This window comes from Shimazuella sp. NTD247 (genome assembly GCF_059510415.1).
In genome coordinates, this window is sequence record NZ_JCAJZU010000004.1 from 103956 (window position 1) to 129377 (window position 25422).

The 25422-nt window shown below is 39.4% G+C and carries 22 protein-coding genes; 16 read left to right on the top strand and 6 right to left on the bottom strand.

The window, feature by feature from the left end; all coding sequences use genetic code 11:
• Positions 1-258: 258 nt before the first annotated feature.
• Positions 259-2289, bottom strand: a complete 2031-nt coding sequence (locus AC5WOC_RS11240; RefSeq protein WP_496055512.1) for a transglycosylase domain-containing protein — start codon at positions 2287-2289, stop codon at positions 259-261.
• 197 nt (positions 2290-2486) lie between these two features.
• Here AC5WOC_RS11240 and speE point away from each other — a divergent pair, with 197 nt between their 5' ends.
• The 10 genes from speE to AC5WOC_RS11290 all read left to right on the top strand — a co-directional run bounded on the left by speE (position 2487) and on the right by AC5WOC_RS11290 (position 14129).
• Positions 2487-3323, top strand: a complete 837-nt coding sequence (gene speE / locus AC5WOC_RS11245) for a polyamine aminopropyltransferase (RefSeq protein WP_496055837.1) — start codon at positions 2487-2489, stop codon at positions 3321-3323.
• A 5-nt stretch (positions 3324-3328) separates the two neighbouring features.
• The gene (gene speB, locus AC5WOC_RS11250) at positions 3329-4201 is read left to right on the top strand and encodes an agmatinase (protein ID WP_496055513.1); all 873 of its coding nucleotides are present in this window, start codon (positions 3329-3331) and stop codon (positions 4199-4201) included.
• 55 nt (positions 4202-4256) lie between these two features.
• Complete coding sequence (locus AC5WOC_RS11255; RefSeq protein WP_496055514.1) at positions 4257-4658, top strand: YwiB family protein; 402 nt, start codon at positions 4257-4259, stop codon at positions 4656-4658.
• Between the two features lie 472 nt (positions 4659-5130).
• Entirely contained in the window at positions 5131-6054 is a 924-nt protein-coding gene (locus tag AC5WOC_RS11260; protein ID WP_496055515.1) for a conjugal transfer protein, read from the top strand.
• Between the two features lie 18 nt (positions 6055-6072).
• Positions 6073-6336, top strand: coding sequence for a hypothetical protein (locus AC5WOC_RS11265; protein WP_496055516.1), 264 nt, complete (start codon positions 6073-6075; stop codon positions 6334-6336).
• A gap of 16 nt (positions 6337-6352) precedes the next feature.
• A complete protein-coding gene (locus AC5WOC_RS11270) occupies positions 6353-6763 on the top strand; it encodes a TcpE family conjugal transfer membrane protein (RefSeq protein ID WP_496055517.1) in 411 nt (136 codons plus the stop codon).
• Entirely contained in the window at positions 6738-9158 is a 2421-nt protein-coding gene (locus AC5WOC_RS11275) for an ATP-binding protein (RefSeq protein ID WP_496055518.1), read from the top strand. Before AC5WOC_RS11270 ends, AC5WOC_RS11275 begins: the two co-directional genes overlap by 26 nt.
• 12 nt (positions 9159-9170) lie before the next feature.
• Positions 9171-12080 carry a CD3337/EF1877 family mobilome membrane protein gene (locus tag AC5WOC_RS11280; protein WP_496055519.1) on the top strand — a complete coding sequence of 970 codons (2910 nt, stop codon included), beginning with the start codon at positions 9171-9173 and terminating at the stop codon, positions 12078-12080.
• A 22-nt stretch (positions 12081-12102) separates the two neighbouring features.
• Entirely contained in the window at positions 12103-12315 is a 213-nt protein-coding gene (locus AC5WOC_RS11285) for a hypothetical protein (RefSeq protein WP_496055520.1), read from the top strand.
• Positions 12316-12365: 50 nt separating this feature from the next.
• Entirely contained in the window at positions 12366-14129 is a 1764-nt protein-coding gene (locus AC5WOC_RS11290) for a type IV secretory system conjugative DNA transfer family protein (RefSeq protein ID WP_496055521.1), read from the top strand.
• 64 nt (positions 14130-14193) lie between these two features.
• On the opposite strand, the gene AC5WOC_RS11295 is transcribed toward AC5WOC_RS11290, so the two are convergent.
• Positions 14194-15372: a cytochrome P450 gene (locus AC5WOC_RS11295; RefSeq protein ID WP_496055522.1), complete on the bottom strand. Its 1179-nt coding sequence runs from the start codon at positions 15370-15372 to the stop codon at positions 14194-14196.
• Between the two features lie 120 nt (positions 15373-15492).
• Positions 15493-16026: a VOC family protein gene (locus tag AC5WOC_RS11300; RefSeq protein ID WP_496055523.1), complete on the bottom strand. Its 534-nt coding sequence runs from the start codon at positions 16024-16026 to the stop codon at positions 15493-15495.
• 149 nt (positions 16027-16175) lie between these two features.
• Here AC5WOC_RS11300 and sigZ point away from each other — a divergent pair, with 149 nt between their 5' ends.
• Entirely contained in the window at positions 16176-16739 is a 564-nt protein-coding gene (gene sigZ, locus AC5WOC_RS11305) for an RNA polymerase sigma factor SigZ (protein ID WP_496055524.1), read from the top strand.
• A gap of 148 nt (positions 16740-16887) precedes the next feature.
• On the opposite strand, the gene AC5WOC_RS11310 is transcribed toward sigZ, so the two are convergent.
• Together AC5WOC_RS11310 and AC5WOC_RS11315 are read right to left on the bottom strand one after the other, a co-directional pair.
• Positions 16888-17289, bottom strand: a complete 402-nt coding sequence (locus AC5WOC_RS11310) for a hypothetical protein (RefSeq protein ID WP_496055525.1) — start codon at positions 17287-17289, stop codon at positions 16888-16890.
• 266 nt (positions 17290-17555) lie between these two features.
• Positions 17556-18314, bottom strand: a complete 759-nt coding sequence (locus AC5WOC_RS11315) for a sporulation protein (RefSeq protein ID WP_496055526.1) — start codon at positions 18312-18314, stop codon at positions 17556-17558.
• A gap of 926 nt (positions 18315-19240) precedes the next feature.
• Here AC5WOC_RS11315 and kdd point away from each other — a divergent pair.
• From kdd to AC5WOC_RS11340, 5 genes are all read left to right on the top strand, one after another.
• Complete coding sequence (gene kdd, locus AC5WOC_RS11320; RefSeq protein ID WP_496055527.1) at positions 19241-20284, top strand: L-erythro-3,5-diaminohexanoate dehydrogenase; 1044 nt, start codon at positions 19241-19243, stop codon at positions 20282-20284.
• A gap of 426 nt (positions 20285-20710) precedes the next feature.
• Entirely contained in the window at positions 20711-22738 is a 2028-nt protein-coding gene (locus tag AC5WOC_RS11325) for a (Fe-S)-binding protein (protein WP_496055528.1), read from the top strand.
• The gene (locus AC5WOC_RS11330) at positions 22731-23252 is read left to right on the top strand and encodes a YfiT family bacillithiol transferase (RefSeq protein WP_496055529.1); all 522 of its coding nucleotides are present in this window, start codon (positions 22731-22733) and stop codon (positions 23250-23252) included. The genes AC5WOC_RS11325 and AC5WOC_RS11330 overlap by 8 nt, the downstream gene beginning before the upstream one ends.
• A gap of 130 nt (positions 23253-23382) precedes the next feature.
• Positions 23383-23868: a hypothetical protein gene (locus AC5WOC_RS11335; RefSeq protein ID WP_496055530.1), complete on the top strand. Its 486-nt coding sequence runs from the start codon at positions 23383-23385 to the stop codon at positions 23866-23868.
• Positions 23869-24060: 192 nt separating this feature from the next.
• Complete coding sequence (locus AC5WOC_RS11340; protein ID WP_496055531.1) at positions 24061-24357, top strand: hypothetical protein; 297 nt, start codon at positions 24061-24063, stop codon at positions 24355-24357.
• 44 nt (positions 24358-24401) lie between these two features.
• Here the strand turns inward: AC5WOC_RS11340 and AC5WOC_RS11345 are convergent, their stop codons facing one another.
• On the bottom strand, positions 24402-25340 hold the full coding sequence (locus AC5WOC_RS11345) for a DMT family transporter (protein ID WP_496055532.1): 939 nt from the start codon (positions 25338-25340) through the stop codon (positions 24402-24404).
• Between the last annotated feature and the right edge of the window lie 82 nt (positions 25341-25422).

Here is a 25422-nt window from a genome sequence, read left to right on the forward strand (position 1 = left end):
GCTTGGTAATGAAATAGTCATGAGGCTATCGTCCCAAGAATCCAACGGCTTTAGCCGTATGGAGTTGTCAAAGGTTGTTTCAATTGCAACTAGCTTTAGTTATTGCTGGGGAAGAAGTGACAAAATATCGAACAAAGATGATTTTGTATTGTCAGCGGTAGCGGATATGATAAAATTACAATGTTTGGAACCTTGCTAGGACACAAAAGAGGCGGAACTCCACAAATACGTGGATCCGCCTTTTTTGCTGCGAGTAGATTATTCAAACCCAAACCACTTGATCAATTTTTTCATTATAGATGGGGCTGTTGGTAATTTTTCTTTAATATCTTGGGTAGGACAAGAAATGTTCGGTTCTGTCCCTTCTACAAAGTATTCGAGTTTTTGACTTGGACAGTTTTCGTTTGCCACATACCCGGATTTTTCATCAACATACACCGCTTTTATTCCTGAAGGTATCGTATACATACCAAGGGGATGATAGGTGGAGACTTGCCGCATATATCTACCCCATATATACTGGGATAGCTTTGCTTCTTCGTGAGGAAGGGCTCGGTCTTTATCATATCCAACCCACACAGTGGTTAATAAGTTAGGATGATACCCGATCAGCCATCCATCTTGATTTGTTGTACCTGTCTTCCCAGCTATTGCCCCAGAAAACATCTGTTTGACACGATGTCCTGTTCCTCCAGACTGAAAAACACTGGATAACAGATTGGTTAGCAAAAACGCGTTAGCAGGAGTAGTAACGGTTGTCGATTTTGGTTCATTGGAGACAATGGTAACTCCATCTGAGGTAACAATTTTACGAATACCAAACAACGATTGTTTTTTCCCTTCTGCTGCAAAAGCAGTGTAAGCACCTGTTATTTCGAATGGAGTTACAGGATAACTTCCAAGAGCAAGTGATGGAGTTGCGGCCAGATCACTATGTATTCCAAGTCTCTTTGCCATCTCCACTTCTTTCTCCATACCTACTTGGAATTCTGTAGTTACGGCATAAATATTGTCTGATTTTGCAATCGCTTCTCGTAAAGTAATCGGGCGGTTAGCATAATTTTGCTGGTAATTTTTTGGGCGATAAACGCTACTGCCATACTGGAAGGAAGTTGGCTGACTCATTATCTTTGTAATTGGAGTGAATCCATTTTCCAAGGCACTCAAATAAAGTATGGGCTTAAATGACGAACCAGGTTGCCGATGCGCAAAAACGCGGTTATATGGGGAAGATTGATAATCTCTTCCACCAACCATTGCTTTGATTTCTCCAGTTTTTGGATTGACGGACAGCAGGGAACCTTGTAAATCTGGATGAGTTTTTAATGTTGTTATGACTGACTTCTCAGCATCGCGTTGCATTTTTTTATTTAAAGTAGTATAGATTTTCAAACCGCCACTGCGTACCCAGCTTTCATCTAGACCAAACTGATTGACGGCTGTTTGAATTACATAATCACGAAAATAATTGGCTTTTTGAGTCTCTAATTTTGTGGGATTTTGAATGATGAGCTTATCTTTCATCGCAGCTTTTGCTGTTTCATTGGAAATCATGTGGTTTTTAGCCATCAGCCCTAATATTATATGTTGCCGTTGTTTTGCACGTTGGTAATGTTCATAGGGAGAATAATATGCTGGGCCTCTTGGAATTCCTACAAGAAATGCACACTGAGCCAAGCTCAATTTTTCAACGGGCTGATGAAAATAAACCTGTGCTGCACGATTTACACCATATGCTCCATTTCCATAGTAAATTTTATTGAGATACATTTCTAATATCTCTTTCTTACTATAATGAAGTTCTAATTGCACAGTCAGCAATGCTTCTTTTATTTTTCTGTTCCATGTGCGATCATGGGTGAGGTAGAGATTCCTCGCTAACTGTTGTGTAATAGTACTTGCTCCTTGAGTAACACGACCAGCGCTTATATTGGCCAATGTTGCTCGAGCAATCCCTTTTATGGAAAAGCCAAAATGGTGATAAAAATTTTGGTCTTCCACTGCAAGGGTTGCGTCTATGAGAGACTTGGGGATTTTATTCAGATGTACAGGTTCTCTCATTTCTCCATTATCTATCCGATCCATTGGTCTATCTTGATCATCATATATCATACTAGATGCTCCGATATCAGGTGGTGGAAGGGCTTTGGATTTTAAATAAAGGACTAGTATTAAGAGACAAGCAGAGCAGATGAATCCAAACAGGAGAAATAGACGAAATAACCGTTTTGCTAATCTAAGGTGCTGCCACCATTTACTATTGTCGATGGAGCTTGTATCATTCTGCATGACAATCCTCTTTTCTCGGCCACTGTAAATCAACAAGGATAGTTTGTGGAAAAAAGAGGTATTCCATTCATCTTTTGGAAAGTAAACAACGGAAAAATTCAATTATTCTATCTCGCAGTTGGTAACCGATTTTTCTTATGTTAATTGGTTACGATAGGGATAACAGGTTATATTTAAAGGGGATATGTAAAATGGATATGGAACTCTGGTATACAGAAAAACAGACGAAAAATCATGGAATAACTACAAAAATTAAACGAACATTGCACTCTGAAGTTACTCCATTCCAGACGCTAGATGTGGTAGAAACACATCAATTTGGTAATTTACTTGTGTTGGACGGAATGGTAATGACAACAGATAAAGATGAGTTTGTTTATCATGAGATGATTTCTCATGTAGCATTGCACACACATCCCGATCCAAAACAAGTTTTGATTGTAGGCGGTGGAGACGGCGGTGTAGTTCGTGAAGTTTTAAAACACCCATCCGTTGAACGTGTAGTGCTGGCTGAAATTGATGGAAGAGTTATCGAAGCTTCTAAAGAATACTTTCCTGCAATTGCAGCAGGACTATCTGATCCAAGAGTAGATATTCAAGTAGTGGATGGCATTCGACATATTGAAGAGAATCCAGACACATACGATGTTGTACTTATTGATTCGACAGAACCGGTAGGGCCGGCTGTAGGACTTTTTCAAAAACCTTTTTATCAAAAAGTGGCAGAGGCATTGAAATCAGATGGCATAATGGTTGCTCAAACTGAATCTCCTTGGTTTAACCGTGATCTTATTCGTCAAGTTTTTGCTGATATTTCCAGTACTTTTCCGACAACTCGTCTCTATACTGCAAGCATACCTACTTATCCAAGCGGCCTATGGAGTTTTACATTAGGTTCAAAACAGTATGATCCATTGGAAGTGGAAGAATCAAAAATAGAACAATTGGATACCAAGTACTATCATCCAAATATGCATAAATCACTATTTCAATTACCTGTTTTTGTTCGAGAACTGACGGAAAATAAGGAGTAGGGCAAATGCGGTTTGATGAAACATATGCAGGGAATGTATTTATTGGAGCATCGGATAATCTGGAAGAGTCTCAGGCCGTTTTATATGGGATGCCCATGGATTGGACAGTTAGTTTTCGGCCAGGTGCCCGTTTTGGACCTGCTCGTATTCGAGAATCATCTTTGGTACATGAAGAGTACAGTCATTACTTGGAGAGAGAGCTCACCGAAATTACGTATTACGATGCAGGAGATATTCCGCTTGCTTTTGGTAATCCGGAAAAAAGTCTAAAACAAATTGGCGAGTTTGTCAGCCAGATACTTGCACAAAAGAAAATACCAATTGGAATGGGCGGAGAGCATCTGGTCACATGGCCAGTTGTAGAGCAAGTAGCAAAACATTATCCAGATCTTGCAGTGCTTCATTTTGACGGACATGCTGATCTGCGTCCGGATTATGAAGGTGAAATATATTCACATGCTACTCCGCTTTATAAGATTTCCCAATTAATTGGCGGAAGAAATGTTTATCAATTTGGTATTCGATCCATGACAAAAGAAGAAGTAATGTATACAAAAGAAACAGGCATTCATTTTCATCCATTTGATGTGTTGGAACCATTGAAGAAGGTACTGCCCACACTTGCCGGCCGCAAAGTTTATGTAACAATTGATATTGATGTCCTAGATCCTGCACATGCACCAGGAACAGGTACACCAGAACCAGGTGGAATAACAACTCGTGAGCTCTTACAAGCAATTCATGCGATTGCAAAATCAAGTGTGCAGGTAGTAGGAGCAGATTTGGTTGAAATTGCACCTGCATATGATCCGACAGAAAAAACACCGATTACAGCTGCTAAGTTAATTCGGGAAATGTTATTAGGTTTTGTGAAATAGGGCTTATGAAAAGCCCTATTTTCATCTACTTTTGTAGACGAAAGGAGACAGCAAAATGAGAACCGCCTTAACTATTGAATCGACGATTCATGCCGCAGGCGCGGAAAAAGCAGATGTCGTAAAACAAAAATTGGAGGCAGAGTGCCGAAAAAATACAGATCATATTCTCATCACTTATCAAGAAGGGGATGGTGTGGAACAATCAGACGTAAGTTTATTGGCCTACGATGATCGTATGTTGATAATCAGAAAAGGGCCTATTTCGTATAAACAAGAATATGTTCCTAATCAGTCAACGATTTGTGAAATGGAAATGCCTGTAGGAATAATTAAAATGCGAGTTCAAACATATGATTACAAAATAAATCCAAATGGAAAAATTTTCTGTAGATTTGCTCTCGAACAAGAAAATGCCATAATAGGAGAGTATCAATTACATATAGCATGGGAATTGTAAGCACTTACATAATTTTAACAAATTAGACAAACTTAAACTAAATTCCTACTTTCGGTGACTTGATTTAAAAAATATAAACATTGGTTTTTTCTTTTAGATAGACAAAGTCTTATAAATTCCCTTATACTACAAACAATGATACTACTAGAAAAAGCGAAGGAGATTTGCCATATTTAGCCATTAATTAAGTATATTTAATCCCTTCATCAGTGAGTTATCTGAGGTTGATAAGTGTTTAGGATATGTTTCTTCTCTATTATTTTTTCCAACTGAATTACTTAAAAATTTAATATCCTTAATTAAAGAGAAATGTATTGTTGTTCTGTCAATACCCCAAATTTCCACAATTATCAATCCATATAACTTACTTCTTTTTTTGAATCGTATAGTCAACTACCAATTGATGTTATAAAATATGGTGGAGGACTCATGATTCTTATTGGATATTGGTTTAGGTGGGAGGAGATTACCTTTGAACCCAACACTACTTGAACGGCTAAAAACAGCTGGTAGAATTTTCGTCTACATTGTACTGGTAGTCTTCTTGATACGCAATGTATTGGATGTTGCGAGACAATTATCAGGTGCAGATAAACCTGTTGTTCAACAGCAGTCAGCTACATCAGATGAAGTGCCAGTCACAGCTAAAAGTGTTGCAAAATTATTTTTGGAAAATTGGTATTCCGTTGGTACTGATCAAACCGATGATCAGCGTCTGCAAAAGATGAAACCTTTTATGACACCCAGTCTAATCGACTATATTACTAGTAACGCTGATTTGCGGCTTTCTAATCAAGGCAATGGACTTATTAATCAACAACAGCAGCAACAAACGAACAATACCAGTGATGAACAGACAGCTTTCAAAGGAGTTACCGCCAAAGAAGTTGAGGTTTGGCAAGCAACATGGACTGATAAGACAGCTGGTGAGACAAAAATAGTCGCACGTTTACTTACATCGGATGATAAAATCTTATTTTTCTCACTCCCTGTTGTAAAATCCGGAAATACATGGCAAGTAGATGCAATTCCGGCACTTGTAGCAGAGCCAAAAGGATCAGATAAAACAGAAGAAGATCCAAATATCGATATTACCAACCAAGAAGAAGCGATTAAGAAAGTATTGGATAGTTTCTTCCAAGATTGGTTGAGTGGAAATACAGAGGCAATCAAACGTTACATGGTTAATGGACAATCCATCCCAACAACGGACTGGCTAACAAATCTGGATGCAAAATATGAAGGAGTTCAGTCAATTACACCAATTGCACAAAATCCACTAAAAGTCAAAGTAGTTATTATGGTTCAAGATTCCAATAATGTGCAAATGCAATTGAATTATTATATGACTCTGCAACAGAAAAATGGGTCATGGAACATTGTTTCCCTTGACTAAATATAAGGAGGAATCACATTGTTACCTATCATTCATCATCTTTCCGCATATCTTATCGATGAAAACTTATTTAAACAAGCATCTCAATGGGTTTTAGATCAAGCTAGTTTTGTTATTCTAGCAGCGCTCGTTATATTGGGACTGCAAGCGTGGATGAATGGACGATTGATGGCATTGTTTGGCGGGATTGTTGTAGCAGGTATTCTCTACCTATTCACCCTGGATAAAAGCGGCGGTCTCCTAAAACAGTTGTCCACAGCCATTCAAAATATATTTAGTTAAAAAGGGGAGCAGGTAGATGAGACCAGAGCGGATTGTAACTTTTGATGCGGTATGGGGACTGAAGAAAGTATTTTACCACATCGAGCGCTTTCGTCTCCCCATTCCCGTTAGTTTATCTGAACTATTAATTGTCGTTGTGTTAGAAGGATTTTTTATCCTACTATCTAATAAATTCGACTTATCTTTTATCCCGCCAGTTTTTCGTTTTGCGCTAATACCATTTGGTGCTGCTTGGCTGTTATCACGAGTAGATCTGGAGGGAAGACCTCCTTATCAATATTTTTGGAGTTCTTTTACACATATGTTGTCGCACAAACTTTGGTCAAGAGGGGTTCCTATTCCAGATATTACAGAAGAAGCAACACTTCATTTGACCAAGATTGTTGGAGGGGTAAAACACTATGCTACCGATACCGACACAGATTGAAAAAAACGTAGCCTTTATCGATGGACGACCTTGGGCTTTTTACCGGGTTGTCCCCTTTTCATATTCTCCTTTGTCCGTTGACGGCAAAAAAAATGAATGGATGAATGCAACTCAGTTTTTCCGACAAATCCAAGAGCCAGGTTTGGCAGCGCAGATCTGGATGGTACGTCGTCGATTTAACTGGTTAGATTATTTGGATCGTTTGGTGAAAACCGTTCCAAAAGAACGACGTGACAAAGCAAAAGAGTCGATGAACAGCTGGTTAAACTTAATTGAGCAAGGGACACTTCCAGATTATGATTTCATCATTGCTTTTGAGCTGCCACTGCCAATCCCGCAAAATTATCGCTGGATTACACAGACTTTTGGAATTCCGATGCGTACATTGGAATCATTTTTAGGATTGCGCAAAAAGATTTTCAAAGAAGAAAAAGATGCTGCATTTGATAAATCTTATGACTACGCTTGGTCAAAACGTACTTTTGAAGAGCGGGCAGGTTCACTCAGTCGTCTTGATCCATTGACAGAGTATGAGATTGCTGACTTTTATCGCCATCATTTCTATCGAGGAATGCCATTAAAGCCGCTTCCGCAAGCAATTCGCAAAGTGTGGCCAAAAGGCCCGCAAGATTATGCATGGCTTGCAGAGGGAAGACGAGCATATGGGTATCGCTATGTTCTCTGTGACCAAGAAGAAGATGAGCGTTTTGTAAGTTTTATCTCGTTAGGAGCTTTTCCAGATGAAATATATACTCCTGGTACGGAGTTGTTTCACCAGCTCTCCAGTGAGTTTGATTTTCCAGTAGAAGCGACTTTCCGTTGGAAAATGATTGCGAACAAACAAGCAACAGGGATGGTTACTCGGAAACGAAAAGATATCAAAGATGCAACGAGTCATATTGGCATGGTAGATCAAATTCCACTTGACCTCCAGCAACAAGAACAGCTCGCGGAAGGTTTAGAGTTTGAATTGAAGAAAAATCGTCCGCCTATTTTGGATAGTCGCATGATCTTTGTTGTTGATGGAGAGGATCAAGAAGAAGTAAACAGCCGTACAGAGCAAGTAGTCAACTTTTTTGACCGTAAGGGATTTGTAGCAGCAAGACCGACAGGTGAACAGCGAAATCTGTTCAATGCATGGCTGCCTTCAGATCGCTATCCAGCTCGCGGATATGTGAAAAAGATGTTACCAGAAGTTGCAGCATCCATTGTAATGCCTGGGGCATCGGAAATTCTTGGCGATCCAAATGGTGTTCCTGTAGGACTCACCCGTCGCGGATCCGTTGTAAAAGTCAATCCTGAACGTGGTCCACAGATTAACCAGAACGCTTCTATGGTTATCACTGGTACTTTAGGATCAGGGAAATCACATACATTAAACAATTTGATTCATAAGACAGCGCTTTTCTGGAATGCAAAGATTTTCGTTGTTGACCCAAAAGGAGAGCGCAGCCACTGGGTTGGCCGTTTGCCAGGATTAGAAGATCGTGTCCATGTCTTGAAATTAGACGGTCGTCAAAATCCAGGAGCACTTGATCCATTCCAACTGCTCAGCCATGACCCTGAATTTGCTAGTGAGATCGCAGTTTCGGTTATTTCTCAGTTTGAAGGAAACCTTACCCGTGGAGATAAAAACATGCTCTTGTCTGCGGCGGAACGTGCTTTGAAATCAGGCAATCCAAGTATGGCGCAGATGGTAGAAGAATTGCACAAAGATGACATGGGGCGAGACTTAGCAGAATACTTGATGCGAATTGCCCGTCTGCCGCTTGGAAAATTGGTATTTGGACAAGGGGATGGGGTTCGTGTACCAGATACTGGAATTATCTTGCTGCAATTAGAAGGTTTAGAGCTGCCTGCCGAAAAGCAAAGGGCAAGCGGCTTGCGTCAAGAGGCTTCTGTAGCAGTTATGTCCATGACAGCCATTTTGGCAGAACAGTTTGTATTACGTGGTACAGGCGGTTTCCGTGTTGCAGCACTCGATGAAGCATGGATTTGGCTTCGTACCGACCAAGGGAAGGCACTTGCCAATCGTTTGGAACGTGCAGGTCGTTCGGCAAATGCTGGTATATGGTTTGCAACACAGAATCCATCGGATGTTGATCCGGAGATATTGAACAACGTAAGTGTTTATGTCTGCCTAGGGACAAGTGATGAAAATGAAACCACGCTAGCGATTGAAGCGCTAAATTTAGATACCAACGATGAAGGTCTGCGAAATATACTGCAAGCCAGAAGAAGCAAAGCTCTATCAGGATATGGATATATGAAAGACTTAGAAGGAAGATCTGGCTTTATTCAATTCATCACTCCTGAAGAAGAACTAGTCGAACTGTTTAACACCAAACCAGAAGCTAGTGAAGCATCTAAGATAGTCTCCGAAGGAGGAGTCTAAGGGGGGAATGGAATGAAGAAGCTCAGATCGATTGCCATAACACTCTTTACCTTGTTTTTTCTTTCTTTTGCCTTAGTTACCCCTGTTCATGCTGATGGATCATCAGATGTTAGTGACTCAAGTCTACAGGGGAATGGCTTATACAAGCAAGAAAAAACGGATAGCTCAGACAAAAATCCTAATATCTACAATAAGTATCCCCTTGGCAATTATGAATTAACGTATATTTCCAGCCAAGAAGATGTCGGTGGAAAAGAGTGTGACGATGGTCTCCTTAGTTTAGGAATGGGCTGTGAAATTGAAGGAGCCTTAAACGGAGCGCTTTTCAAACTCACGGACATGATCTGGTGGTTATATCTCGTGATAGCCAAGTGGCTCATTGATGTCATCAGCTGGGGATTTACGATGGAAGTCCTTGATTATATGTTCAATGCTTATAGTGCAACACTGGAAGGAATGCAGAAAACATTTTGGCAGCCATTTATGTTTTTGATGTGGGCGGTAGCAGTTGCGTGGATGGTTTATTACTGGATGAGCGGAAAATCGACAAAACTATGGTCTACGCTGATCAGCTCGCTGCTCATTATCGCCCTTACCGCAACGATTATGAGTAATTTACCTAATTTCCTTCGATCACTGAATGACGTCAGTACCGAAACTTCGGCTTTAATCCTTAGCGGTTTGTCAAAAGATACATCTGATAAACCGACCAAAGGGAGTGCGAGCGAAACAGCAGTCGATTCCATGAAAAACAGTCTGTTTAAATTTGCGATTATCATTCCCTACAAAATGGTCCAGTTTGGTTCTGTCCCACTCTCGCAAGAGAATATAAAAGTTGATGGGAAGGACTATAAATTTTGGGAAGGAATCGTCAGCCGGGATAAAAGCAGTGATCGTGACAATGTTATTACGGATGCCTATAAAAAAGAATCAAACCAAGATGCGATGAAAGATAAGTATGCTTGGTTTACCAAAGAAAAAACGGGAACAAGATTATCTTTCACCACGATTACCTTTTTTGCTAGTATCGCATGCTTGCTCTGTTTCGTCATGTATGCATTCTACTGTATTATGTGGCAGTTGATTGGATTGGGAAGAGCAACGCTGGCATCGATTTATTTCCTGCTCAGCTTATGGCCGGAGTGGGGAATGATATTAGCAGTTCAACATATGTGGAAAGTAATCGTTGCGTTTTGGATGAGGCTTTGGTATGTTGTTTTGCTAGCTATTTTTATCAACATGGTAAACGCTCTTACACAGCAGATGGAAAAAGATAATATTGGGATGCTCAGTTTATGGCTGATTATTTTCGCACTGTTCTTAGGTCTCAACGAAGCAATCAAAGAATTGCGCTCCACTGTCGATAGTATCCCACTTGGCAATGGTATCAGCTTAGAAGGTGTTACCGATAAAGGAGAAAGATTAGGTAACCAAGTTGCAGGTGCTGCAATGATGGCAGCAGGGGCCGCAACTGGTACGGGAGTTCTTGTTGCGGGTGGTCTTGCCATGCAGCAAGGCGGAATGAGTAATGTATTCAAATCAGCTGGACTCGGAGCAGTTTCCAAAGTCGGCGGAATGATGTCCGGCGTCCGGAAGACCGTGACAAAAGGAGCCGCAAAAGGTGCGCTTGGAGTGATTAAAGGCACTGGAGGCGTAGTTGGAAAAGCAGCCGGATGGGTTGATGATGCCGTCCTGCAAGGGAAGGTTAAGAAGAAGACAAATGCTGCTATCGATAAAGCAAGAGATCTAAAAGACAAAGGAATAGCGAAAGTCAATAAAGGATTAGATAAAATTGGCTGGAAAGCTATTAAAACCTCCACTGCGGATCGTTTAACTCGTGATGACAAGCAATTGATGAAAGATGCAAAAGAGATTTATGGACTGGATCTTAAAAATCGCGCAGATCGCGATCAATATGTAGCGATGCAAAAAGGTAAAAAAGCTCAGAAGGCAGCAAATAAGAAAATCCAAAGGCTAGAAGAATATTTCAACGATGAGAAGCGATTGGTAAAGAAACTGCCTAAAAAGCTACCTCCAAAAAATAGTGCAGAATATACAAAATATGTAGAGCAGTATGGCGAAGATGTACTTGATGTTTATACAGCAACTCGTCTGCAAATGCGGTCAGCAAAACAAGCAAATCGCCAAAAACCATTAAAAGACCGAGTGAAACCACAAAATTTTGTTGCTAATTCTAGATTTGGGGCAAATAGTGATCAAAACTTTGCTCAAGCATTCCATAATAATTTAGCGACTAAAGCGAAGAATTCCGGATATAAAGTTCCTGTTCAAAACATGAATTTTGGAGGAGAAGGAAGATCACTTCCTGTATTTGCACAATCTGCAGTGCAGTCTGCTATTCAAGCGCAAATAACTGCTCCGAATGTTAAAATTGATATCAATACAAAAGAAATTGCTGATTCTATCCGGAAGCAACTTTCTTCTCAAATTGAAAGCATGATGAGTGGTACTGCAAGAGGAATTAAGAAAAGTTTTGATTTATCGCTTCGCGATACGAAAAATCGCAATCAAAAAGTAAAACTTGAGTTTAGTGACTTACAAAATCTCTTTGCCCAAAACAATCCAATTGCTGCAAGTAGGATGCAGGCAACACAAGCAATTCAATTTGGGCAGACAGTCACTGGATCAGATAATCTTGCAGATATTAATAAAGCTCTTGGTAGTTTTAGACAAGAGATGCATCAAGCACTTGCCCATGTTCAAGGTGGAGGCAGTCTTGAGAAGTTTAAAGGATTTGAACGTTTAGATCGACTTTATCCTGAACTTCGAAGTCTAGCGACTAACCTAGAAAAAGTGCAAAGAGTTGGTGAAATGCTCTCTGGATCAAAATTGTCGCTTGAACAAGTGACAAGATTACTCGATGATAACGCAAAATCACTTCGTCCACCGACTCCAAAATAAGACGGCAAGGAGGCTTCACTGAATGAATGAAGAACGAAATAATCCAGATCAGGAGAAGAAAGGCCGTCCGTTTAAAGAGAAGGCGCTCGAAGGATGGGCAGAACTCAAGTATCTTGCAGGCACATGGTTTGAAGATATTGTATCGAATAAAAAGAAGCTGATCCCAGCAGCGATTATTTTGTTTCTTGCTCTGTTTGGTTTTCTACGAGGTGTGTACAAAGCCTTGTTCTTCTAAGCCTCTGCCTTCGGTCAGGGGCTTTCCCTTCCTAGAAAGGAGTGAAAAGCATGTTCGGTGACGACGATTTGGATATAACGCAGTTTAAAGAGTTTCAACGCAAACAGCAAGGCGGCGTGCTTGCGATGGAATTTCTTGGAGCACTGCTGCTCATTATCTTTTTGTTTATTCCGTTTGTCGTAAGTGTTATTTTGACAATTATCGGTGTACGTCAAGCGTGGAAACCAGCTTGGTTTATATGGAGTGGACTCATCTTAACTGTGTTGTGCATCCCTTTTGGGTTATTCATGTTGTATTTCAAAGGGATGATGCACTTAGTAAGCCAATATATTGCCGGGTACAAAGTAGATCAAGCGGGTGCCTATTTTTGGAAGGCTTTCCCTACGGATTTATGGCATATGACTCCGGTGTCTGTTGCTGCAAGTCTTTTGGTAGCAGGTCTATTTATGTGGTTTGTAAAATACCGTCCGGAATTACTGCCAATTCCAGTAAAACCGCCAAAAGAAGAAAAACCTGTGGTACACAGTATGAGTAAACTTACTAATTTACCAACGATTGATGACGGAGTTGTCCTTGGGTTGGATGACTTTGGAAAACCAGTTCCCCTCTATGACAAAGAAGTCAATATGCACGTTTTTGTCAGCGGGGCAACAGGTGCAGGGAAAACCAATACACTCACGGTTATTTTGGAAAGCGCCATCCGCCGTGGCAAGCCTGTGATCATCATTGATGGAAAAGGAGACAGTAGTTTTCTTGAGGAAATGAGGGAGATGTCCGAGGCGTATGGTCGTGAGTTTCAAGGATTTTCATACACTGGAGACATGCACTATAACCCATTTCGCCATGGCCGGGCTACAGAGCTGAAAGATAAAATGATGGCGATGGAAGAATGGTCAGAACCTTACTACAAACGAGCAGCCGAGCGTTATCTGCAGCTTGTCTTCCGTGTGCTCCAGCTAGCGGATACTCCTGTCGATCTCCACGTTGTACAGCGTATGCTCGTTCAGAAAAATTTAATGAACGTGGTTAAAAAATTGAAAAACATCGACAAGGAAGAAGCCGACAGCATGAAAGAGTACATCAACGGTCTGGACAAAGGACACAAAGATGCGATCGATGGACTTGCTGACCGTGTGGCACTGCTGGTGGAAAGCGATGTGGGCGATCTGTTCCGTGATCGTCCCGGCGCCGCTGCGATCGATTTGCTCGAGGCCGTACGTAACAAGCGTGTGGCGATGATGTCGTTGTCAGGATTGAGCTATTCCTCCTTTACCCCTGCGCTTGGGGCGATGATCGTCGAGGATCTGAAGAGTGTCGCTGCGGCGATTATCGAAGAAGGTCGTGATGATTATATTTATGTCATTCTTGACGAGTTTAACTTATTTGCTGGGGAACAAGTAGTAAACATGATTAACAAAAGCCGTGCGGCTGGTTTCTGCTGCTTTATTGCTACACAGGAGTTAGCAGACTTATCTGCTGCAGGCGGCGAAGAATTAGTTGGTCAGGTTATTGGTAACACCAACGTAAAAATCGTTCATCGACAAGACGTTCCAGACTCGGCAGAATATTTATCCAACGTAGTAGGAACACATAAAATTTTAGTGAAGACAACCATGACGGAAGAAAAACTGATTGGGAATATGTCTAGGCAAATGGGAACGGTGCGAGAAGATGAAGAACTTGTCATTCATCCAAATGTACTGAAAAATCTCCGCCAAGGGGAAGCGATGCTGATCAAAAAGATCCCTGATAATACAGTATGTAAAACCCAAGTAAGGCCTGCCCCGCAGCCGCCATCTAAACAAGTAGTATAACTAGCACAAAGGACTTCTATCATATGGAAGTCCTTTTGATTATTGAACAGACTTGTTGATCTTATCATTTATGCAAACAAACAGCTACTGACTTCCATCCTCGCAACACATTATGCAGCTGGCGTTGTGGTTGATCAACTGCTTCTATTTTTTCCACATGTTTTATTAGTGATCCTATAATAGCTTCGAATTCTAAGATAGCCAAATGAATTCCTGCGCATTGATGTACTCCTTTGCCAAACGAGAGGTGATCTTTGGCATTGTTTCTAGTTATGTCAAATTGATCGGCGTTTAAGCCCCACTTCTGCTTATCACGGCATGTAGAACCAAATAAAAGCAAAACTTGATCGCCTTGGGGAATGATCGCATCACCAATATGGACATCCTGGCGAATTCTGCGCCCAAAAAATTGGATTGGTGCTTCGTATCGCAAGGTTTCGTGAAAAGCATTCGTTACTTTTTCTGGACACTTTTTTAGCTTCCGCCATTGATCAGAATTGGTTGCGAATAAGTATATAGCATTGGATATTGCATGAATTGTTGTATCAATTCCTGCTACCACATATGCAGAGAGGAGCGAGAGACATTGGGATTCTTCGATTTCCCCCCGATCTGCAGCATCGTATACCGCTCCTAACCAACTCCTTGCTGTTACCTGTACCCGCGTGGCATTTTTTTGTAAATATTGGAATAATCTCATTGCTAATGGTGCAGCCTGCCTCGATCTTTCGTTCTCTGGTCCAAACATTTCAAAAGAAGCAGCAGCTAATTCGATAACTTGCTCTCTGTTTTCTTTTGGCAGTCCCATTAAATCTAAAACAACATTACAGACAAATGTTTCCGCTAGGTCTTGCACCGCATCGATGTTTCTTTTTGAAATAAGTTGTTGAATCAATTTATCAGCGCGAGCAAAGATGGTGTCTCTGAGCTCTTCAAGTGCACGAGGAGACAGTTGTTTGGATAAGATTTTCCGTAAAACAGTATGAAAAGGGGGATCACTGCCCAGGACAGAACCTTTTAGCATTTGACGATTGAAGTTGTCATTGAGTGAAACGCCATCTTCGGAGGAGAAGACTTCCCAAACTCCTAATGCTTTTTCTACCTCAGCATAACGTGGCAAGACCCAAACACGATATTTTTCTAGGTAAATAACAGAGCCAAGTGACCGAAGTTCTTCATAAACAGAATAAGGATTCACTAAAACATCTTCAGCAAACAAATCGACAGAACTCGTTGGATGCATAAAATTCTCCTTTTGTTAGGGGATGAAAGAAGTTTTATAATCTTTCCTCTATTTTATCAAAATGAAATAACATATTTAACAAATATAAAGACCAACATGTAGCATGTTGGTCTGTTAAAGTTATTCATTTGTTTCTGATGGGTAAATTGTATACATATCGGGAGGAAGTTCCATTTCGGGTGAATTTCCAATTTCATAGGAAAAACCAATTTTTTCTTCTGTTCCTAAATAATAATGGAAGTCTTCAGCGAAATTTCCATCTTGAGTTACAGGAATGCCTTTTTCTTTATATCGTTCTATGATATCCAACAGCACTGGTTTTTCGGTAATTTTCTCTTTGATGTGATGTAAGCCTTCCCCGTTTTCTTGCAAAAATTCTGCGTAGATGGTAGGGCCTTTGACTGGTTGAATTAATTCAAATTCCATGTCCCTTACTTTTGCTAGAGCAATAATAAATTCAAATGGCTCTGTGATTTTTTTACCTTTAAAATGAAAATAGTTTAATGACTTTTCATTGACAGTTACTACGATCCATGGACCGATAGCTAAGTTATCTACCCATGCTTTCATCGTCTTTTGAATATCTGGAGTTACGATTGCTATTTGTTGTATTTTCCTCTTTCTGTTCCATTCGATTAATTCTTTGCTGGTCATCATAATCATCCTTTTCTTTTTATTTGATATTGATGACGAAACGAAAAAGAAAAAGATGCATTTCTATTAAAAAATTTTCATGAAAGAAATTTTCGCCTATAATATATAAAATGACATGGAAGTTGAATAAATAGAAAGAGGTGTACATTATGCAAGTAGATGTATTATGGGATGAGTACTATGCACCATTAAAAAGATTTATTGCTTTTAGAGTGAATGATCCATTTATTGCCGATGATATTTTACAAACAGTTTTTATAAAAATCGACAGACATTTGAGTGAAGTAAAAGATGAGAGGAAAATGAAAGCTTGGATTTATCAAATTACAAGAAATACCATCATAGATTTTTATCGATCACAGAAATCGATAGCATCATTACCAGATAACCTTCAAATAAGTCAGGAAAAAGTGGAACAGAACTATAATCAGGATGTAATAAACTGTTTAGAATCTACCATTCAAGTATTGCCTGAAAAATATAGAGAAGTATTGCAGCTATCAGATATAGAAGGTTTGTCTCAAAAGGAACTTAGTGATCGTCTAAAAATTCCCTATTCTACAACGAAATCGCGTGTGCAGCGTGGCAGGGAGAAATTGCAGAAGTTGTTAAAAGGCTGTTGTCATATCGAATCGGATTCTTATGGGAACATCGTAGATTTCCATATTAATTTTCGGTATGAAGACATGAAAAAAATAGAAAACCAAAATTAGATCAACACGCTTAATTTGGTTTTCTATTTTATATTTGCTTATTTTAATTTATGAATTTGGTATATGTACAGCAAATCCATTCGATAAATAGTTCAGCTTTAATCTGCTTACCATTTCTCGGTCTATTTATGTAGTTAGATTTTGTTCATTATGGGTTGTAACTGAGTAATTTCGTCTTTGTATAGGCATCTAATACTGATGCATCATGTCCTTGTTTATTGAACTTTTCTTTTGCTTTATCGGAGTAAATTCGTCCTGTTTGGCCAGTAAAAAAGAAAATGTCTCCGGCGTTTGCTTGAAGTGCAGTTCCCATCATATCTACGATTTCAGGAGAAGTTAATACATGGTTCATAATTTCTTCAGATTCAAAGTGTGCTTCGATAATGAAGTTGATCTTACCAAGATCTCCATCCATCATTGGCTTTACAGTAGTAACATCTGTGCAGATAAATCCTGGTAGGTTGTAGAAAACAGGCAAAAGCTGTTCTAAATACAATCTACGAAATGTTTCCTCATCGATATTTCTGAAAAAAGTGATTGTTTTGTACATTGCAATCCTTCCCTTTCGATCGATATGCAAGAGGCAGTAAATTTCAACGATATATAATTTATTTATCTTATGGAATGAAGTCAATGTTATTAGTGTTAGAATTTAAGCTGAGTAAGAGTAGCAGGATAGTTCGTTTGCCATAATAATACATATCTATTGAATAAATGAAATATTAACTCGATTATACTACTATATAATATAAAATTCAATAAATTAACATATTTTTAGAATAAAAAAAGCAATCCCGTAAAGAGATTGCCAGAAATTTATTTTTTGAACATTTGTTTCACAATAAGTTCCAGTCTATTTTTGACTTTTTCCTCTGAATTTAATTCTTCGGCAGTTATTTCAAATCTCCGTATCTTTTCGTCCATGTGGAACATGTCGATCAGTGCAGAGTAATCCGAAGTGCGCTGTTCACCTACTTGGAATACTCCTTCAATACTGTCTCGTCCCAGATCATGATGGAAATAGACTGCTATTTCATTGCAAACTCCATAAAAATAGGTTGTTGGATGGTATTGGATCAGTTGAGACCAACCCTGTTCATCTGTTACAAGACCTTCCCAATCTTGTTTAAAACCAAGTTGTTTAAAACCATTTAGAAACTGCGCTACTCTTTTATTTGGCAAGACTTTTATGTAGTCTCGGTCATGAGAGTCAATTGCATTTTTTATCTCTAAATTGGTAACAAAGAAGTATTTTGTATTGATTGATGATGATGGAATACTAGGCGGACAGGTAAAAGAAAATGGGAAATTCATTGTTTCATTTGGTTGAATGGTGAATTCATCATGAGTAATATCAATCATTGCAACCCGTTCGGTTAATTTGTTTCCATTTCGTGCATGTACGGATTGGAGCATTAAGTATACCGAAAGTCCCTCTATTTTTTGCTCTGCACTACCTCCGGTTACGACGATCTGCCCAGTTACTTCTTCTCCGGTAGTAACAATATCTTTGATTAAACGCAAGTCAATCTTTGCTGCTCCCATTCCCATGGATGCTAGTACAGTTTCAAACAACTTTTCTTCCTCCCATAACAGGTCTTTTTTTCTATCATACCATGCAAGCATTACTTCGAGTAGAGAAAGATAATCGCTTTTCATTCATATGAACAAAGGTTTCTCACAGCTGTTCTAGTTTTGTTATAGATTGGCAGATTGCTTCACGGTTTTTTGATGATTTGATCCATTTTGGCAGTGTGCTTTCTATACTGCGGTAGTAAGGATAACTGTCTCTGATATCCGCTTCTACATATTTTTTTACATATTGAAGATGTTCGTGATTGTAAAACCATAACATTTTACCACAATAAGCTGTTTGTAAATAGAGGCATAGCCGAAATACCAATCAAATGCACCGCCAATACAAATGGCGCCCTCTTTGAACGTGGTGCCATAATAAATTATATTTTGCTTCATTCGATTTTTCTTTGACAGAAATTCTTTTGTCTGGCCACAGTGGGTGCAAATCACTCGTTTTGCGATATTGCGGATAAATGGATAAGGTTCCCCTAGTGATAGTACTGTTGCTTGTTTCCTGCAGTTAGGACATATAATGAGAAATTTGTATCCAAAACTCTCAAGTGTACGATGTTGATTTTTGAATGTTTTCTTCATGATTTAAGTTTAACATGAATGATCATGGATGTTTTTTGTAATGGAAATAGGTTAGGACTCTTTAGGGAAAGGGAGTTCAACTAGGACAATATTTGATGATAAAATAATATAAAACTTCGATATTTTACTATCAAAAAAATTGAATTAATTCTATATATATACAAATGTAGTAACAGATAGAAAGAAACGTATATATATCACATGGGATATGTATACAATTCATTTATTTGGAAGGAAAAAAGGCGGTAGGATAGAATATATTTAGATAACAAAATCATTATCGTTTACTAGAATATTTTAAACTTCTTCCTATTGATGAGTGAGTAGAGGTGATATATATACTAAATCATTACTATGGCTTGCATCGATCGTTGTCTCCCAAAGGATCGTTTCCTCAACCCGCATGGTCGATTGACCCTAGTTTGCCAATACATTCATCTGAACTGTTGATTGATATCCATGCTCTTCACATTGATTCCGCATCATTTGCTCAATTAAAACAAGCATCCAATCATTGTGCCGATCACATTAAATCACAAATCCTTCAAATTGTTTCAGAACGTGGGAAAATGCATAATCCAGTGACAGGTTCCGGTGGTATGTTGATCGGTCGAATAAAAGAAGTAGGAAAGGATTTCCCAGATCATTCTCTTCAATCAGGTCAAATGATTGCTTCGCTCATTTCACTTACTTTAACTCCTCTCTTCATCAAACAAATTAAACAGATAGATATGTCTACTGGTCAGATAGAAGTAGAAGGATATGCTATTTTATTTGCAAGTAGCCCGTTTGCCCGTTTACCAAAAGATGTAGATCAGAGAGTCGCATTGGCTCTCTTTGATGTTTGTGGTGCTCCTGCTCAAGCTTCACGTCTCGTCCAATCCAATCATGTGGTGGTCGTTCTGGGAGCTGGAGGAAAATCGGGATTGCTAACATTGGCATCAGCAAAACGTAAAGTAGGAAAACAAGGAACAATAATAGCGATTGAAAACAATGTTGACGTATGTTATGAAATCGAAAAGTTAAATTTGGCACATTATGTGTGCTCGGTAAATGCGACAAACCCTGTAGCAGTTTTAGAAACAGTTTCAACAATTACAGATGGTGCATTAGCCGATATCACTTTTAATTGTGTTAATGTTCCTAATACAGAACTCTCCTCTATTGTTGTTACCAAAGACAGCGGGATTGTTTATTTTTTTAGTATGGCTGTTCAGTTTTCGGCTGCTGCTCTAGGAGCTGAAGGAATAGGTAAAGATGTACAGTTAATGATTGGTAATGGTTATGCGCCAGATCATGCGGATTTTGCATTAACATTGATAAGAAACTCCCCATCTTTGCTGGAACTTTTCACTCGACGTTACGGCTTTTAGCCAACTTTAAAGATATAATAATTTATATTTAATATGTTTTTATTTTATAGGTAATTGGCATGTACAGGATCAGATGTGCATACAAATGGTAAGGATATTATGATGAATTGTAAAAAACACCAAAGAAAGGGAATTTAAAGGGGTTTTGAAATCGATGATTTCATCTGAGTAAAACAGTATATGATTATTATTAAGCGTGATGAAACTCATCTTTACATGTTTATCCGCAAAAAAAGCATTTACCATAAACATTGTAAGAATTAAAAGTGTTGATTGTAAGTGGATTGCATTCATCTCATCAGGAACTTGCTGGAGCACTTGAATCAAGAGAAGGTGTTTTCTACTTTGTTCAATTGCTTATAAGGAAATAGGTTGATTTGTATATCATCCTTTTTTTATCCATTCCAAAGAAAAGGAGCAATGCACATGCAACCCATTTATTGGTTTCATATTAGTTTCTTTATTCTATTAACTTTAGCTTCTCTCTTTTTATTTGGAAGGATTGTTTATGCTCGATATAAGTATATTCGTCTTGGGAAAGCAAATGACTGGGAATGGAATCTGTCAGGTACATGGGGATATATTTTTGGTCAAAAGAAATTGTTAAAGGACAAAAAAAGCGGCTGGATGCATGTCATCATGTTTTACGGATTCATCCTTATTCAGTTCGGAGCAATTGACTTATTTATCAAAGGTTTATTTCCCGGTCATCGTTTGCCCATTCCTTTATATCCGGCTTTTCAATTTTTGGAGGAAATCACTGTACTTTGTGTATTTCTTGCTACTGCTTACGCTTATTACAGAAGATATGTTGAAAAGTTACCTCGGTTAAAGAGAGGATTCCGTTCGGGTTTAGTAATTTTGTTTCTGACTTCTCTCCTCCTTTCGATTATTTGGTCATCTTCATTTGAAAAGGTTTGGCTTCAAGAAAATTTATCTTGGTTTTCGCCAATCTCTTCGTTTATAGCTCTCTTTTTTACAGCATGGATGTCTCCAGCTAGTGGAGAAATATTATTTTACATCGGTTGGTGGATGCATGCAGTGATTTTATTCAGTTTTTTGCTGTATGTTCCGCAATCCAAACATTTTCATTTATTTATAGCTCCTCTCAATGTGTTACTGCGTCGTAAGAAAACCTCTCTATCAAAGATAGATTTCGAAGATGAAACAGTAGAGACATACGGTGCAGGAAAAATAGAAGACTTTGAGCAAAAGCAATTGGTCGATCTATATGCATGTGTGGAATGCGGCCGGTGTACATCTGTCTGTCCAGCTTCCGGCACAGGAAAAATGTTATCGCCAATGGATCTGATTGTAAAAATGCGCAATCATTTGACAGCAAAAGGTGCAGCAATAACCTCTACGACTCCTTGGGTTCCTGCCTTTGTTTTTGCGACAGAGGCAGCAGCTGCGATAGAAGCGAAGGAACAAGATTTAATTGGCGATGTAATCACTCCCCAAGAACTGTGGGCTTGTACCACATGCAAAAATTGTGAAGATGCTTGTCCAGTAATGAATGAACATGTGAGCAAAATTATCGATATGAGAAGATTTCTTGTTTTAACTGCGGGAGATGTCCGCCCGGAAGCATCTCGTACATTAAATAATATCGAGCGCCAAGGAAACCCTTGGGGATTGAGTAAGAAAGAACGCGCCAGTTGGACAAAAGAAAGCAAGGTATCGGTTCAGACGGTAAAAGAAAATCCAACTTTTGATTATCTCTTTTTCATCGGCTCGATGGGATCCTATGATACACGGAGCAAACGTATAACAGAAGCAGTGGTTCAGCTCTTGACACATGCAGGGATATCGTTTGCAATTCTCGGTAATCAAGAAAAAAACTCTGGAGATACCCCAAGAAGACTCGGCAATGAATTTTTGTATTTGCAGCAGGCAGAAGAAAATATTGCCTTGTTTCAAAAATATAAAGTGGAAAAAATCGTGACCATCGATCCACATGCATTTAATTTATTTAAAAATGAATATGGGGAATTAGGTTGGAATGGTGAGGTTCTGCATCATACGCAGTTATTAGCACGTTTAGTAAAAGAGAAGAAACTCGTTCCTTCAAAACCAGTTGCAGAGAGAGTAACCTATCATGATTCCTGTTATTTGGGCAGATACAATGACGAATATGAGGCACCGAGGTATATTTTGCAGCAGATACCTGGAGTGAAACTGATTGAGATGGAACGAAATCGTGAAAATGCCATGTGCTGTGGTGCAGGTGGTGGTATGATGTGGCTAGAGGAAACAGAAGGCAAACGTGTGAATCTTGTACGGACAGAACAAGCATTAAAGACCGCGCCTACCGTGATCAGCAGTGCTTGTCCCTATTGTTTGACGATGTTATCGGATGGTACGAAAGCAAAAGAAATGGAAGATACAGTGCAAACATATGATATTGCAGAACTACTTTACCAATCAATAGATTTGGAGGCAAAAAATGAGTGATTTACGTTACCCAATTGGCAGATTCCAAATACCGGCTGTATTTAAAGATGATTTGCGAAAACAACACATACAAGCGATTGCTATGCTCCCGCAGCAATTAGCAGACGCAGTAGAGGGGCTCGGCGATCAACAATTGGATACTCCTTATCGGGAGGGCGGCTGGACGGTTAGGCAAGTAGTACATCATCTCGCAGACAGTCATCTCAATAGTTATACACGCTTTCGGCTCGCTTTAACAGAAGAAACTCCTACAATACGTCCCTATGATGAGCAGAAGTGGGCAGAATTGAAGGATGCCAAACATGCACCGGTATCTGCTTCTTTAGCAGTCTTGGACGGTTTACATGCCCGTTGGACTTCTTTATTGCAATCATTTACGGATGAATGGCAGAAATCTTTTGATCACCCAGAGACAGGTGTGATGTCATTGGATGTAGCGACAGCACTCTATGCGTGGCATGGGCAGCATCATACGGCACATATTACAACATTGCGAAAAAAACAAAGCTGGTAAAATAATTGTTATTTCAACTCCTTGGTGCTCCAAGGGGTTTTTGTTTTGTTTCTATGGTGATACAATATAGCCAAAGAGTACATCAGTACTTTCCCAACAACAGTATCGTAATAGGAAGGCTTAGACTATCATGGCGCAGACCACCAACACGGTTGACATCGAAGACCTGCAGTTCTTTTTCATCGGTGACAACAAGGCAAACGTCACCGCATGGCTGAACGCGCATCTGGTCGGACGAAACTTCGGCAAGATCAAGTCTCTGGAGATCACCGTCGCCTCGACGAAGATGACTGCTGAGAAGCTCACCTCGATGCGTATGGGTGAGTGCATCACGACGGGCATCAACGAGGGCATCCTCAAGCTCACCCGTAAGGGACAGAACGAGTGGCACATCGAGTTCCAGAGCGTCATCAACAAGGTGACGATCCTCGAAGGCGGCACTCTGCTGGAGATGGAGTATCTCTCCGGTGATGTCCCGGAGGACAACGGAGTTCGTACCACTGTGGTGGAAGGCAACCACCAGACTGGTGTCGTCAAGACGGTCACCGATGGACGTGCCACCGTCAACATGTACGGCGGTGTCGGCAACCAGGGCATCGTTTACAGGAACAAGTAGCCTCTGGCTTCGCCCGACGGATACTGTTGTGGGGGCTCCACTTGCACATTTGCGAGTAGAGTCCCACAGGCAGATAAATTACTGAATATTTGGATATATGCCATAAATTTTAATCGTATTAAAATATATTCACGAGGAAGTAATTGTATATAAAATAGATTTGTAGAAAAAAATTTATAAACTAGGAGTTAGATGATTCACGTTACTGCCAAAGTAAGGAATACATCCTATACTATGAAGTGGAAGACTGGTGATTTCACTTCATATGTTGTAACAAAGATGGACGGGATGATTGTAGAAGGCAAGGAAGCATCAGAGATGCAAAGAAAGTACGGGATGTTCTCCATGGAAAGAGGATTTCTGGAGTGGCTATTCAAGATGGAAATCGGAATGATGGATTCACAAATAAGATTTCATTTCATGAGAGAAGTCTATTTTGTGGGATGTCGGTTAGTCGTGCAGAAAGGTAAATGTTACTTCTTAGGATAGAAAGTGCCTACTTCAATAAGTAGGCATCAATCTTATTTTCAAAACTAAATTTCTACAGATATATTTTGTTTTTTCGTCTGTATTTTCCCATTTACGATGATAATACTCATGCATACTAGTATCAGGCCTAAAAACGTATACCTATTTAGTTTTTCTGATAAGAAGACAGAGGAATAAAATACACCAAAAATCGGGATGAGGAAAAGGAATACAGAGGCTTTACTGACAGGATGATAGTGTAATAGTGTATTCCAGCCAAACGTACCGATCAGAGCTACAAATGAAAGATAGAGCAGCGTAATACCAGAAGATAGATGAAATACAAAGGGAAAGACACCTGCTGTCCAAACACTAACCCCAATCAAACAGAGGGAACCGATAAAAAGTTGATAAAAGGTAATTATTCCTATATCAAATTTGGCGGCCTCTCTGCGCGCCATTAGATTACCTGAAGCTCCTGCCAGATTAGATAAAATCAATAACCACTCGCCCGTTCCAAATCCAAATCCACTCTTCATCGAATGAAGGGTCACTACAAATATTCCAAAGAAACCCACGAGGACACCTAATATTTTGCGTATCGTCAGTTTGTCGTCTCTATCGATAAAATGTGCAATAACGATTTGAAAAAGAGAGGAAGTTCCCGTCAAAATGACGGTGATCATACTAGTGGACATGCTAACGCCGATATAAAAGAATATATATTGCAGAAAATTTTGTACAAATCCTACTTTGCTGAGGGAATGAAAGGCAGAAGAATGAAAGATCTTTTTCTTAGTAGTGCATTTCAAAATGAAAAAAAGAATAAGAGCAGATAGCAAAAACCGATAACCTGCCAGAAGGATGGTTTCACTATAATTGTGTTGATCAATTGAAAGCCATGCATAACTTAATTTTATAAGTGGAGCAGGACTGCCCCATAATAAGGTAATGATAAGAATGCTGACAAAGAAACCAACAGGTTGTGTGATAAATTTCTTCAATTTTATACCTCTCTATATTGAATCTAGTTAAACTACTTGTAGAGTATATCGTTAAAAAGAAAAAATGGGGAAATTATTTCTT